Here is a 12,460-nt window from a genome sequence, read left to right as displayed (position 1 = left end):
GTCCGGAGGGCGGCGGGACCCGGCTCAGGCGGCGTCCCGTTCGGAGGAGCGGACTCCGGACGGTTCCGGGCGCGGGGCGGGGGAGCGATGGTCCCCGCCGCCCGGGAGCAGGCGCAGATGCCGCCGCCGTGCGTGCCGGGGCGGACCCGGATCGCCGAACAGGCGGTCCTCCAGGTACGTCATGGTGAACAACAACAGCCCCACGCCGGGCAGTAGTAGGACGGCAACGGTAACCACGCCGCAGGTCCCCCTCCATGTGGACGACTTTCTGCGGGTGCCCCGGCCGCCGTTGGTGATGAGCACGACAGGTGTGAAGATGGCGCGACCGTCGGACATAAAGGGCAAATGGCGGAAAGGGTGATGACTGCGCCGGGCCGTGTCCGTGCCGTACGGGGGCGGGCGGCCCCGTCGGCAGACATGCCCCACCCGGGAACGGAGTGGACGTACTGCACGAGGACCCCGCGGTGTGGGGCGTGCACTCCCTGGACGCCGACGGGTTTCGGTGCGCCTCGCCGTCAAGACCGTGCCGCTGCGGCGGTGGCGCGTCACCCGCGAGCCGCGCCGCCGGGTCAAGGACGCGCTGGACGAGGCGGGCGTCGGGATGCCCTTCCCGCGGCGGACGGTGTGACTGCGCACCGACACCCCCGAGAGCGGGCCGGAAGGGCTGACGCGCTGACGCGCCGACGCCGGATTTGCCGAACCGGCAAAGAACCTTGGTGCCTCCCGCCCGGCCGGGGCAGCCTGCACGCGGGGCGCGCGACACGTCGTGCGCCCCGCCGAGCAGACGACCGCGACCGCCCCTGGAGGCACCATGACCGACACCCCCGCGCCGGCTCCCGCCGCGGAGTTCTGGGAAGCCCGCTACCGCGACACCGGCCGCGTCTGGAGCGGACGTCCCAATCGGCTGCTGGTCGAGGAGGCGGGCGGCCTCACCCCCGGCACCGCGCTGGACCTGGGCTGCGGCGAAGGGGCGGACGCCGTGTGGCTGGCCTCGCGCGGCTGGCGGGTCACCGGCGTGGACATCTCCGCCACCGCGCTCGAACGCGCCGCCGGGCACGCCGCCGAGGCGGGGGTCGGCGACCGCGTCGCCTGGGAACGTCATGAGCTGGGACCCTCGTTCCCCGAGGGTTCCTTCGACCTGGTGAGCGCCCACTACCTGCAGTCCCCGGTCGCCCTCGACCGGCAGGGGGTGCTGCGCGCCGCCGCGCGGGCCGTGGCGGCGGGCGGCACCCTGCTGGTCGTCATGCACGCCGGCTGGCCCTCCTGGCAGACCGAACCGCCGTTCGAGGCCGTCTTCCCCACCCTGGACGGCGTCCTCGCCGAACTCGACCTGCCGGAAGGCGAGTGGACCGTCGAGTCCGGCCGGACCGTCCGCAGTCCGAGTGTCTCGCCCGAGGGCGTCGAAGGCTTCCGCGAGGACAACGTGTGGCGACTGCGACGGGAGTGAGGCTTGGCCGAAGCCCGCTGTGCCACAGGCAGCGTATGTCCGGTTTGTTGAAGAAGTTACCTTCTGTGAATTTTGAGAAGCAAGGCATGCTTTGTGGCTTCCCGGACACCCTTGGATGTGTAGGCCAGTTGGCTACCAGAGGGAGATGGTGAAATGCCTTCCAAGGACAAGGTGCTCGAGGAAGTCACCCGCACCGAGAACATCGACATCGACGCGGCTCTCGACCCCGCCGAGCCCGACGGAGTCTTCCGCGACAGCCGCGAGTGCGCCGCGCTCGCCCTGCAGTCCGGAGGCACCAGCCTCCTGCTCTCGCCGCCGACCCCGCGCCCGAAGAAGGGCTGACGGACCGACGGGAGAATGAAATGGAGCAGTCGAGCACGTCGGCCCTGCTGCAGGGTACGGTGCTGGACCTCGCTTCCGACGTGGTCTCCGCTCTCCGGAGCGGAGACCACGTGCGAGCGGGGAGCACCCTTACGGCGGGCGGCGCGGGCGAGGGCGTCGCGCGTGCGGCGGTGCGCGTCCTGGGCGCCGACACGCTGTTGCCCAGCGTCCTGCTGCGCGTTCCGCCCGACCCCGGACAACTCGCCGTGTTCAAGGACGCAGTGGCGGCCCACCCGCCACGCGACGACGCGGCACCCACCGTCGTATGGAGCCACTGGGCGATGGACCGCGCCCTGCGCCGGATCGAACAGCCGCTGGCCGGCCCGCTCACCGGCGAGCCGGGCACCGAACCCGACGCCCGCTGGCTCGACGACGCCGGCTGGCAGTTCCTGACCCACCAGCTCGCCGTCCTCGCTCCGCTCGCGCTGCCCGGCGGGGAGTGCGCGGTGACCCGTGCGGCGCGGCGCCGTCCCGTGGACGTCGCCCGCGGTTTCGTACGGGCCGTGCGCCGCCGGGACTGGCAGCAGGCGGCCGGGGCCGGGCGCTGGCTCACCCTGCTGGACGGGGTGCCCGAAACCCTCGGCCTGGAGGCCGGGCTGGACTTCGTACGCCTCATGGGCGGCTCCGACCCGCGGGTGGCCCTGCAGCTGGAGGCGGCGCGGCTGATGCCCGCCGGAGTCCTCCTGTGAGCACCGGTGGCGGGAGCGTCCGTGACGTCGAGGAGGCCGCGCTGGACTGGGTGTGGGCCCACCGCGACCGCTTCGCCCTCGGCGACGACGCGCTGGCGGCCGACGGCCAGGTCAACCGGACGTGGAAGCCCCTGGGCGAACTGACCCGGGTCTGCGCCTCCGTGTCCCTGTGCACCCCGCCCGGGGACCCGCCGCACACCCGCGTGTCCGAGCTGCTGGACTACGCCTGGCAGCAGACCCACCGCGGTGAACTCTTCCCGCTCATGCAGTCCCTGGAGCCCTTCGCCACCTACCCGCTGGAGGTGTACGCGGCCTTCGCCTCGGCGGGCTTCCGGCACCCCGGCTACGAGGCGTCCGCCGCCGTGGTGGCCCGCACCCGCGGCTGGCGGCTGACCGAGCAGTACCCCACCCGCCGGCTCGGTGTGATCGAGGCCGAGCGGCGCTGCGGCATCCCCCCGCACGGGCCTGTACCGCAGGCGCTGGGCCGCACCTGGCTGGGCGGCCTGCCGGAACCGTGGACCTTCGAACGCGCCACCGGTTACGCGCTCACCCACGTCGTCTTCCACCTCACCGAATGGGGACGCGCCGCCCAGGCGGTGCCGGCGGACCTGGCGGACTACCTGCTGCACTGGCTGCCGCCCTGGCTCGACACCTGCCTGGACGCCCGGATGTGGGACCTGAGCTGCGAACTGCTGGCGGTGGCGGCGAGCCTGCCCCGCCCGCCGGAGCCGGCCGTGCTGGAGGACGCCTGGCACCGTGTCGCGGCCGCCCAGGACGCCTCCGGCGCGCTCCCCGAGGAGGGCGCCGCCCAGGACGCCGCCGGACCGGACCCGGGGCCGGACCCCTACGACTTCACCGACTGCTACCACTCCACCCTGATGGCCGCGTTCGCGGCGGCCCTCACCACGGCACGGCCGCGGGACGTGCGGGACGCCGCACGGCACCCCGCGCGACATGCCGGACAAGGAGCGCCGGGATGACGGACACCCGCCTGATCCACCGCGTCGGAGCCGGCGCCCTGGAGTGGCTGTGGACCCACCGCGACGGATTCCGGCTCGAGCCGGACGTGGACCCCGAGATCGGTTTCCTGGAACGCTTCAAGCCGATCGGCGAACTCGCCCTGATCTGCAAGGTGCTCTTCCGTGAGGGCGTCGCCGGATCCCGCCAGGCCCGGCTCGCCCGCCAACTGCTCGACCACACCTGGCGCGAGACCCTGGACGGCGGCCGCATGCTGGTGCGCGGCCAGCGCGTCGAGCCCTTCTCGCCGGTCCCCTTCGAGGTCTACCTGCCGTTCAAGGAGCTGGGCTACAGCCAGCCCGAGGTGGAACGCGCCACGGTCCTCAACCACCGGCTGGACAGCTGGTCGCGATTCCCGGTGACGCCGACCCGGCGCCTCGGTCTGTCCGCCTTCCAGCGCCGCTTCGGCCTGCCCGCGCGCCCGCCCGAGGCCGAGCCCGCCGCCGCCACCTGGCTGGCCGGCACCCCCGAGCCGTGGACCGTCGAGGGCCACACCGCGTACGACATCACGCACACCGTCTTCCACCTCACCGACTGGGGCGAGAACCCGGGCGGGCTGCCGCCCCCGGTCGCCGACTACCTCGCCACCTGGCTCCCGGTGTGGATCGACGACTGGCTCGACCTCGAACGCTGGGACCTGCTCGGCGAACTCCTGGTCGTGGACGCCTGCCTGCCCCGGCCCACCCTCGACGAGGCCGCCTGGCAGGGCTTCGCCGCCGCGCAGCAGCCGGACGGCGCCATGCCCGCCGTACGCACGATGCCCGAGGGCGACCCCGACACGGTGTTCGACGTGATCTACCACCCGACGCTGGTCGCCGCCTTCGCCTCCCTGCTGGCCACCTCCCGCGCCCTCACCGAGCTGGCGCACTCCGCGTCGTGACGGGCCGCCGCACGCCCTGGCCGGGCGCTCCCGCCGCCGACGAGTACGCCCCGCCGGAGCCCGTACCGGCCGACGAGGCGGCGCTGCGCGAGCGGCTGACCGGGGCCGCGGACGCCTCCGACGCACCCGACGTCGTCTTCGCCGTCTCCCGGCACGGCCGGCGCACCGTGCACAGCGGCGGCACCGCCCCGCCGCCCGCCGTCCCCCGCGAGGACCTCCGCTACGAGATCGGGTCGGCTTCCAAGACCTTCACCGCGCTGCTGCTGACACGGCTGATCCGGCGCGGAGTGCTCACCGGCGCCGAACCGGCCGCCGCCTGCCTGGACCCCGGCCGGCCGGCCGGCCCGCATCCCGTGACCCTCGCGCACCTCATCACCCACACCTCGGGACTGCCCGCCCTGCCGGCCGGCTTCGTGCGCCGGGGCCTGCCCGCCTGGCGGACCAACCCCTACGCCCGTTATCCGGCCGAGCGGCTGACCGACGCCTTCCTGCGCCACCGGCCCCGGCACCGCCCCGGCACCCGCTGGCACTACTCCAACTACGGCGTGTCCGTACTCGGCCACGCGGTCGCCGCGACCACCCGCACCGCCTGGGAGGACCTGATCACCGGGCAGGTGCTGCGCGCGCTCGGTCTCAGCGGTACGGCCCTGCGGGCGGAGGGCCCCTGGACCGACGCCGTGGGACACCGCAAGGACGGCCTCACCCCCGTCCCGGCCTTCGACGCGGGCCCCTTCCAGGCGGCCGGAGCCGTCCGGTCCACCCCGAACGACCTGCTCACCTTCCTCGAGGCCCACCTCGACCCGGCCCGCTCACCGGCCGCCGGAGCGCTGCGGGCGGTACGGGTTCCGGTGCTCCGCCGGGGGATGGGGCACCGGCACGTGCACACGGTGGGGTGGTTCCGCCACCCCACGGACGGCGGGCCGATGTACTTCCACAGCGGCGCCACCCTGGGCCAGCAGGCCTTCCTGGGTTTCCGGCCCGACACGGACACGGCCCTGGCCGCGGTGTGCACCCGGCGCTTCCGCGCCCGGGACCCGTTCATCGCCACCGCCTACGCCCTCCTCGCGGAGGGATAGCCGCGGCGGCCGGACCGCACGGGAACGCGCCCGCGGCGCGGCGGGAACAGCGGTGGGCGCGGAGCCGCGTCGTGCGACCCCGCGCCGAGTGTCCGCCCCTGGCCGGCCGTCTGCCCGCCGGATGCCCGCCGGACCCGTCCGAGCGCCGATCCGTCCGAACCAGACCCTCCGTCAGACGCGCTGCCACAGGGCGGGCGTGCTCGCCGGCGCCCCGGCGCCCTGCGCCTGGTGGCCCTGCAGACACCGGTAGCGCGCGCCGTCGTACGACACGGTGGTGCCGACCTCGTAGACCCGGCCCGCGGCCCACGCGTCCGCCGCCGCGTTGTCCTGCGGAGCGGGCGTCTGAGCCGCGGAGGAGGTGGTCTTCAGAATGAGGCCGAAATCGCTGAGCAGCGGGTTGACCGGCTGGTAGAACGTGGTCCCGCCGTCGGTGCAGTCGCCGGACCCGCCGGAGGTGGTCCCCTGCGCCTGGGTGCCCGAGACGAAGGGGCCGCCGGAGTCGCCGGGTTCGGCGCACACCGTCGTCCCGGTCAGCCCGTTCACGGTGCCCTGCGGGTAGGTGACACTCGTGTCGTGCTGCTGGACCGTGCCGCAGTGCCACCCCGTGGTCGAGCCGGAACGGCACACCGAGGCACCCACGAGCGCCTCCACCGACCCGGCGATCCGGACCTTCTCGCCGTCCTGCCCCTGCACGTCGGGCGTGGCGGTCCAGTCGGCGTTGACGCCCACCCAGGCCATGTCCTTGCCGGGGAACGTCGAGGCCTGGAAGGTGCCCTGGTCGGCCTCGTCGGACCCGGTGGTGGTGGCGCCCGGCGTGCCGCAGTGCCCGGCCGTGGCGAAGCCCTGCCGGTCGTCCTTGGTGACGGAGAACCCGATGGAGCAGCGGGCCCGGCCGTCGATGTAGTAGGCGTCGCCGCCGACGAGGTCCGCCAGCACCCGCGGCTGGTCCGGCGAGATGCGGACGCCCACGTCCTCGCCCTGCACTCCGGCGGCCTCCAGGAAGGCGCTCGCGGCCGACTCGCCGGTGGCCTGGAGCGTGACCCGGTTGGTCCGCACGTCGACGTACCAGACCGGCGTCCGCCGGGTCCGGGTACGGGCCGCCGCGGTGTCCAGCCTCTCCTTGACGGCGCGCAGTTCGGCCAGTCCCTTGTCGACGACGGCCGCCTTGGCGCCCTGCGCCTCGATGGCGGCGCTGTCCGCGGCGTCGGTGGTGGCGACGGTCAGTTCGGCCGAGGTCGCACCGCTCACCCAGGCCCCGGCGAAGCGGTCGCCCAGCGTGTTGCGCAGCATGCCCGCGCGTGTGCCCGCCTCCGCCTCGTTGGCCAGCCGCGCCGCCGCCTGCCCGGGCGCCAGCTTCAGGTCGCGCTCCATCGCGCTCAGCATCGGTGCCGGCGCCGCGTCGGCGCCGGGCGTCCGGGCCACGGCGGGGCGGGGGCCCGGGGCGGGCGGCGGCGCGGCCGACGCGGCCGAGGGGAGTGCGGTCACAACCAGGGCGCCGAGCGCGGTGAGGGCCGCGCGGCGGCTGCGCGCGGCATGTCTGCCGACCATGCGATGTGCCTCCTTGGAGAGTTGAGCGAGACAGCGGTGTTCGGTGGGCGACCGTGGGTCACGGTGCGCCCGCGGAGAAGTCACAGGCCTTGCCCGAAAGATCCGCGACGATGCCGGACCCCGGTCTGTTTCGCGCTATGGGGGGCGTCGTGGGTGCCATGTGCAGTACGCGGACGCCCCCGCGAGGACCCGGGATCAGGCGGGCTTCAGTCCCGGCTCGCCCGCCTCGGTGACGAAGGACGCGGCCGTGGTGACGGGAGCGCCGGGCGTGCTGATGGCGGAGACGGTCCTGAAGTCGAGGCGCGTCGACTGACGGCCGAGTTCGGCCCGCACATAGCCGCGCTTGCCGTTGTAGAACTTCATGTGCGGGTTGGCCTTCAGGTAGAGGTCCCAGTTGGCGGGCTTCTCCACGCCGTCGCGGCCGCTGGCCACCGAGGTGCAGGTGACCTCGGTGCCGACGGTGGCGGACGCCGGGTCGTCGAAGTCCTCCTTGACGTCGAGGGCGTAGCCCACGTGCACGTCGCCGGTGAGGATCAGCCAGTTGTCGACCCCGGCGGCCTTCGCCCCGGCGACCACCCGGTCGCGCGAGGCGCGGTAGCCGTCCCAGGCGTCCATGGAGAGCGCGGCGTCGGCGGTCACGTCGAACTTGCGCTGGGAGAAGCACACCTGCTGGGGCATCACGTTCCACAGCGCGGTCGAGCCCTTCCAGCCGTCGAGCAGCCACTGCTCCTGCGCGGCGCCGGTGATGGTGCGCGCCGGATCGTCCGACTCGGCCCCCGGCGCGTGCGGCCGGTCGTCGTAGGCCTGGTCGGAGCGGTACTGGCGGGTGTCGAGGATGTCGAACTGCGCGAGCGTGCCCCAGTGCAGCCGGCGGTACAGCCGGGCGTCCGGGCCCTGCGGCAGCTGGGCGGCGCGCAGCGGCTGGTTCTCCCAGAACGCGCGGTACGCGGCTGCCCGGCGCAGCAGGAACTCCGCCGGCGGGATGTCGTTCTCCGGGATGCTGCCGGCGTAGTTGTTCTCGGTCTCGTGGTCGTCCCAGGTGACGACGAAGGGGTGTGCGGCGTGCGCGGCCCGCAGATCCTCGTCGGCCTTGTAGAGCGAGTAGCGCAGCCGGTAGTCGGCGAGGGTCATCGTCTCGCGGTTGAACACGTCGGGCAGCGTGATGTCGGTGTAGCCGCGCTCCCCGCCCTCGGAGTTCACCGCGTACTCGTACAGGTAGTCGCCGAGGTGGAACACCACGTCGACGTCGTCCTGGGCGACATGTTTCAGCACCGTGTAGTAGCCGTCCTGGTAGGCCTGGCAGGCGACCGCCGCGAGCCTGAGCGACGGGGTGGCGCTGCCCGCCGCGGGTGCGGTGCGGGTGCGGCCCGCGGGGCTGAGCCAGGCACCGGCGCGGAAGCGGTAGTAGTAGACGGTCCCGGGCGTCAGGCCCTTGACGTCGACGTGAACGCTGTGGTTGTACTCGGCGTGGGCGTCGGCGGTGCCCCGGAACAGGACACCCGCGAAGTACTCGTCGACGGCCACCTCCCACTCGACCGTGACCCGCTCCGTGCCCATCCCGCCGTCCTCCAGGAACGGCTCGGGCGCCAGCCTGGTCCACAGCAGCACCGAGTCCGGCAGTGGGTCGCCGGAGGCGACGCCGAGGGTGAAGGGGTCCTTGCTGATGCGGGCGGCCTCACGTTCGGGGGCGGCGACCGCACCACGGGCCGGCAGGTTGGTGGAGAAGGCGAGCGCCGCGGCGGCCGCGGTCACCGTGAGGAAGCGCCGGCGGCCGACGTGCCGGGCGGCGGCGCCCATCACGGCGTCGTGCGGGGAGAAGGCGTGCTCGGCCAGTGCGCTGGGACGGCCCGTGGGCGCCATCTGGTGTCCTCTCGTACGGGGTGTGGCGGTCCGTGCCGGGACTCCGTCGCGTGGTGGCGCCGGCCCCGCGATGCGCGGACCCCGCATGCTAAGCAGACAAAACCCCCGAAACGGTCAGGGCTTGCGGAGTGATCACACAGGAGGAGGTACGCGTGTGTGGGCGCCGCCGCTCCGGGGCATCCGGGACGGGCGAGGAACGGGGGGAACGCGGGCGTACGGGAGTGGGAAGGCGGCGGGCCGAGCCGATGGCCGGGACACGGCGTTACGACGTGGCGGCCTCCGGTCGCTGGTGGGACGAGGACGACCACCGCTGGCTGCCGACCGGCGAGGTGCACGCGTGGGAGCGGGGCACGAACCAGACCGTGTGCGGTCCGTCGCTCCACCGTTCGCGGCTGTCCCGGTTCTCCGCGCTGACCTGGACCGAGGTGCTGCCCGAGTCCGGCGGCGCGGCCGACGCCGTCCGCCGGGTCTGCCCCCGCTGCGCCGCCGCGGCCGGCCGCCGGGGCGCGGACGCCCGGCCCGCCTGGCGGCGCGTCGACCCGCGCCCGTAGGGGCCGGACGGCCGGGCCGGCCCCCGGAACCGCGCGATCGGCGGTCTACGGGGGCAGCGGTGAGCGGCTGACGCGGATCTTGGCCTGGCCGTGCGGCCGCTTCTCCCAGTCCTCCATGAACCGCGCGTGCAGGTTGTGCTGGGCGGCCAGCGTGAGCAGGGTGTCCGTGCGGTAGTAGAAGTCCTCGCGAAGCACCTGGTGTTCGGTGCCCTCCGTGCGGTCGAAGGTGAAGTCGAAGAAGCCGGTGCCGGTCAGGACGCGGCCGACGTGTGCGAGGCACTCGTCGATGACGTTCAGCGGCGAGTGCGAGAAGACGCTGTGGGCGTGGACGACGTCGAAGTGGCCGGCGGGCAGGAACTCCAGCCGGAGGTCGCCGGTGAGGGTCAGATGGGGCAGCTTGGCCTGGAGTCCACGCTCGGTCAGGGTCTTCTTGGCGGCGATCAGGATGTCCGGCGAGATGTCGACGCCGTAGTAGTGACCGGTGTCGAGGTGGTCGATGAATCGCCAGCCGCCGCGCAGGTTGCCGCAGCCGATGTCGAGCATGCGGTGTTCGGGGCGGAGCCCGTGTTCGATCAGATAGTCGAACTGCATCCGCCCGAGTGCCAGCCAGCGGTCGTGGGTCCGGCTGCCGACCGCGGCCTCCGGGTCGCGCCGGGTGTCGGAGGCCATCACCGCCCGGTAGTAGCCGACGTGGTCGGGGTGCCTGATCCGCAGCCACGCGTCCCGGCCGGCCCGGCGGACGTAGGGGCCGACGCGCTCGGGGTGGCGCAGCGCGTACCCGACCCTGTGCGTGAGCGCGGCGCGGTTGCTGCGCAGTTTCTTCGGGGACCTGGCGTCCTTGGGCATGGCGGGACGGAACCTCCGTACGAGGGACTCGGGCAGTGACAGGCGCCGGGCGGGGTGCCGGACCCGGCGGCGCGACAAGAGAACCGTGACGAGGACGAGCACGAGGGCCGGAGCGCCGGGGAGCGCCGTGTCGGTCCACTGGAAGGCGCAGTGGTCGCCCGCCGGATCGGCCTCGTAGCAGCGGGAGGCATACCCGTGCCCTCCCGCTCCCTCTCGTCCGGCATCCGTGCGGCCCAAGGGGCCGAAGGCGACCGGTGGCCCACCCCGGGCCGGCGGTCCGCTCACCGGTTCCGGCCGCCACGGCCCCGTGCCGGAGCGGGCCTTCGCCTCCGGCCGGGAGCCGCGGGAGGGACACGACCCGAGCGGCTGGACTCCCAGTCCAGGCATTGGACGTGTAGTCTCGGACTTCCTGGAGTCCGAGTAGGGAGCACCTGATGAGCGAACCCGCGCCGGACACCGAACGCGACGCCGTGCTCGCCGCGCTGCGCCCCGTGGTCGACGGGATCGCCGCGACGTTCGGGCCGGTCTGCGAGGCGGTGCTGCACGACTACCGGCACCCCGAACGGTCGGTCGTGGCCGTCGCGGGGTCGGTGACCGGGCGGACGGCGGGCGGGGCGATGAGCGAGATCGGCATGCGCGTACTGGCCCGCGGCGACGAGGCGCGCGACGAACTGAACTACGTCACGCGAACGGCCGACGGCATGCTGTTGAAGTCCTCCACCATGGTGCTGCGCGACTCCACGGGCGCGGTGTTCGGCGCCCTGTGCGTCAACCTGGACGTCACCGCCGTCGACCGGGCCCACGCCCTGCTCGGCGCCCTCGCCGGGACCGCGGGCGCCCCCGCCGAAGTGCCGTCGACCACCTTCGGCGACGACATCGACGCGGTGGTCGACGCCATCGTGGACGCCCACCCGCTGCGCCGGGACACCAGCTGGGCGGCACTGGACCGGGACCGGCGACTGGAGCTGTTCCGCGATCTCGACGGGCGCGGTGTGTTCGCCGTACGCCGCTCGGTCGAACACGTCGCCGCCCGGCTCGGCATCTCCCGCGCCTCCGCCTACCACTACCTCTCCCAGGCCCGCGCCGTGACCGGCCCGGCCGCCGACACCCCCTGAGGACACCCGTGACGACCACCACCCCGCCGGTCACCCTCGACGACGTCCGCTCCGCCGCCGCCCGCATCGAGGGCGTCGCACACCGCACCCCGGTGCTGCGCTCGCGCACCCTGGACGCCCTCGTCGGCGCCGAGATCCTCCTCAAGTGCGAGAACCACCAGCGGGTCGGCGCGTTCAAGTTCCGCGGCGCCTACAACGCCGCCTCCCGCCTCACGCCGGAGCAGCTGTCCCGCGGCATCGCCGCCTACTCCTCCGGCAACCACGCCCAGGCGGTCGCCCTCGCCGCACGCGAACTGGGCACCACCGCCGTGATCGTCATGCCCGAGGACGCGCCGCCCTCCAAACGGGACGCCACCGCCGGCTACGGCGCCGAGATCGTCACCTACGACCGCTACACCGGCGACCGCGTGGCCATCGCCGAGGCCCTGGCCGCCGACCGGGGCCTGACCCTGATCCCGCCCTACGAGCACCCGCACGTCATCGCGGGCCAGGGCACCGCCGCCCTCGAACTCGTCGAGGAGACGGGAGAGCTGGACGCCCTGATCGCGCCCGTCGGCGGCGGCGGACTGATCGCCGGGAGCGCCACCGCGGTCAAGGGCCTGCACGCCGGCACCCGGGTGATCGGCGTCGAACCCGAGGCCGGTGACGACACGAGGCGCTCCCTGGAGGCGGGCCGGCGCGTCACCGTGCCGGTCCCGCGGACCATCGCCGACGGCCAGGCCCTGCCCACCCCCGGCGAGCTGACGTTCTCCGTCAACCGGCGGCTGCTCGACGGGATCGTGCTGGTCTCCGACGACGAGATCCGGGACGCGATGCGGTTCGCCTTCGAACGGCTGAAGACCGTCCTCGAACCGAGCGGCGCCACCCCGCTGGCCGCTCTCCTGAACGGCCGTATCGCCGTCCCGCCCCGCCGCGTCGGCGTGATTCTCTCCGGCGGCAACGTGGACGCCGCCCGCTTCGCCGAAGTCTGCGGCGCACCCCGCTGACCACCGGCGTCCCCCGGATGGCGCCGCCGAGTTGACAGGCGGACGATGGAAGGGGTGGGCAAGG

Annotated in this window: 14 protein-coding genes; 10 read left to right on the top strand and 4 right to left on the bottom strand. The window is 74.0% G+C overall.

The annotated features are described in order from the left end of the window. Positions 1-24: 24 nt before the first annotated feature. Positions 25-237, bottom strand: a complete 213-nt coding sequence (locus ACGFYH_RS13190; RefSeq protein ID WP_393803227.1) for a hypothetical protein — start codon at positions 235-237, stop codon at positions 25-27. 229 nt (positions 238-466) lie between these two features. Between ACGFYH_RS13190 and ACGFYH_RS13185 the strand changes: the two genes are divergently transcribed. The 7 genes from ACGFYH_RS13185 to ACGFYH_RS13155 all read left to right on the top strand — a co-directional run bounded on the left by ACGFYH_RS13185 (position 467) and on the right by ACGFYH_RS13155 (position 5,490). After that, positions 467-628 (top strand): hypothetical protein, encoded by a 162-nt coding sequence (locus ACGFYH_RS13185; RefSeq protein WP_393803226.1) that lies wholly within the window; start codon positions 467-469, stop codon positions 626-628. 183 nt (positions 629-811) lie between these two features. Then, positions 812-1,447 (top strand): class I SAM-dependent methyltransferase, encoded by a 636-nt coding sequence (locus ACGFYH_RS13180; RefSeq protein ID WP_393803225.1) that lies wholly within the window; start codon positions 812-814, stop codon positions 1,445-1,447. A gap of 153 nt (positions 1,448-1,600) precedes the next feature. Next, on the top strand, positions 1,601-1,789 hold the full coding sequence (locus ACGFYH_RS13175) for a hypothetical protein (RefSeq protein WP_003978025.1): 189 nt from the start codon (positions 1,601-1,603) through the stop codon (positions 1,787-1,789). A gap of 20 nt (positions 1,790-1,809) precedes the next feature. Then, complete coding sequence (locus ACGFYH_RS13170; protein WP_393803224.1) at positions 1,810-2,517, top strand: hypothetical protein; 708 nt, start codon at positions 1,810-1,812, stop codon at positions 2,515-2,517. Beyond that, positions 2,514-3,497 carry a DUF6895 family protein gene (locus tag ACGFYH_RS13165; RefSeq protein ID WP_393803223.1) on the top strand — a complete coding sequence of 328 codons (984 nt, stop codon included), beginning with the start codon at positions 2,514-2,516 and terminating at the stop codon, positions 3,495-3,497. Before ACGFYH_RS13170 ends, ACGFYH_RS13165 begins: the two co-directional genes overlap by 4 nt. Beyond that, positions 3,494-4,414 (top strand): DUF6895 family protein, encoded by a 921-nt coding sequence (locus tag ACGFYH_RS13160; protein WP_393803222.1) that lies wholly within the window; start codon positions 3,494-3,496, stop codon positions 4,412-4,414. Before ACGFYH_RS13165 ends, ACGFYH_RS13160 begins: the two co-directional genes overlap by 4 nt. After that, complete coding sequence (locus ACGFYH_RS13155) at positions 4,411-5,490, top strand: serine hydrolase domain-containing protein (protein ID WP_393803221.1); 1,080 nt, start codon at positions 4,411-4,413, stop codon at positions 5,488-5,490. The genes ACGFYH_RS13160 and ACGFYH_RS13155 overlap by 4 nt, the downstream gene beginning before the upstream one ends. A gap of 171 nt (positions 5,491-5,661) precedes the next feature. Here the strand turns inward: ACGFYH_RS13155 and ACGFYH_RS13150 are convergent, their stop codons facing one another. Then, on the bottom strand, positions 5,662-7,038 hold the full coding sequence (locus ACGFYH_RS13150; RefSeq protein ID WP_393803220.1) for an alpha-lytic protease prodomain-containing protein: 1,377 nt from the start codon (positions 7,036-7,038) through the stop codon (positions 5,662-5,664). Between the two features lie 195 nt (positions 7,039-7,233). Then, complete coding sequence (locus ACGFYH_RS13145) at positions 7,234-8,898, bottom strand: alkaline phosphatase D family protein (protein ID WP_393803219.1); 1,665 nt, start codon at positions 8,896-8,898, stop codon at positions 7,234-7,236. Between the two features lie 245 nt (positions 8,899-9,143). Between ACGFYH_RS13145 and ACGFYH_RS13140 the strand changes: the two genes are divergently transcribed. Further along, on the top strand, positions 9,144-9,449 hold the full coding sequence (locus ACGFYH_RS13140; protein ID WP_393803218.1) for a hypothetical protein: 306 nt from the start codon (positions 9,144-9,146) through the stop codon (positions 9,447-9,449). A gap of 45 nt (positions 9,450-9,494) precedes the next feature. On the opposite strand, the gene ACGFYH_RS13135 is transcribed toward ACGFYH_RS13140, so the two are convergent. Continuing rightward, positions 9,495-10,295, bottom strand: a complete 801-nt coding sequence (locus ACGFYH_RS13135) for a class I SAM-dependent methyltransferase (RefSeq protein WP_393803342.1) — start codon at positions 10,293-10,295, stop codon at positions 9,495-9,497. Positions 10,296-10,729: 434 nt separating this feature from the next. On the opposite strand from ACGFYH_RS13135, the gene ACGFYH_RS13130 reads away from it, so the two are divergent. Together ACGFYH_RS13130 and ACGFYH_RS13125 are read left to right on the top strand one after the other, a co-directional pair. Then, entirely contained in the window at positions 10,730-11,410 is a 681-nt protein-coding gene (locus ACGFYH_RS13130; RefSeq protein ID WP_393803217.1) for a transcriptional regulator, read from the top strand. A gap of 8 nt (positions 11,411-11,418) precedes the next feature. Further along, positions 11,419-12,396, top strand: a complete 978-nt coding sequence (locus ACGFYH_RS13125) for a pyridoxal-phosphate dependent enzyme (RefSeq protein ID WP_393803216.1) — start codon at positions 11,419-11,421, stop codon at positions 12,394-12,396. Positions 12,397-12,460 lie beyond the last annotated feature (64 nt).

The organism is Streptomyces sp. NPDC048392 (assembly GCF_043200575.1).
Taxonomy (GTDB): domain Bacteria; phylum Actinomycetota; class Actinomycetes; order Streptomycetales; family Streptomycetaceae; genus Streptomyces.
This window is presented reverse-complemented; position numbering and strand designations above follow the sequence as displayed.

Coding starts and splice junctions, on each gene's coding strand:
- ACGFYH_RS13180 (WP_393803225.1), top strand. CDS start 812: ATGACCGACACCCCCGCGCCGGCTCCCGCCGCGGAGTTCTGGGAAGCC.
- ACGFYH_RS13175 (WP_003978025.1), top strand. CDS start 1,601: ATGCCTTCCAAGGACAAGGTGCTCGAGGAAGTCACCCGCACCGAGAAC.
- ACGFYH_RS13170 (WP_393803224.1), top strand. CDS start 1,810: ATGGAGCAGTCGAGCACGTCGGCCCTGCTGCAGGGTACGGTGCTGGAC.
- ACGFYH_RS13160 (WP_393803222.1), top strand. CDS start 3,494: ATGACGGACACCCGCCTGATCCACCGCGTCGGAGCCGGCGCCCTGGAG.
- ACGFYH_RS13150 (WP_393803220.1), bottom strand. CDS start 7,038: ATGGTCGGCAGACATGCCGCGCGCAGCCGCCGCGCGGCCCTCACCGCG.
- ACGFYH_RS13145 (WP_393803219.1), bottom strand. CDS start 8,898: ATGGCGCCCACGGGCCGTCCCAGCGCACTGGCCGAGCACGCCTTCTCC.
- ACGFYH_RS13140 (WP_393803218.1), top strand. CDS start 9,144: ATGGCCGGGACACGGCGTTACGACGTGGCGGCCTCCGGTCGCTGGTGG.
- ACGFYH_RS13135 (WP_393803342.1), bottom strand. CDS start 10,295: ATGCCCAAGGACGCCAGGTCCCCGAAGAAACTGCGCAGCAACCGCGCC.
- ACGFYH_RS13130 (WP_393803217.1), top strand. CDS start 10,730: ATGAGCGAACCCGCGCCGGACACCGAACGCGACGCCGTGCTCGCCGCG.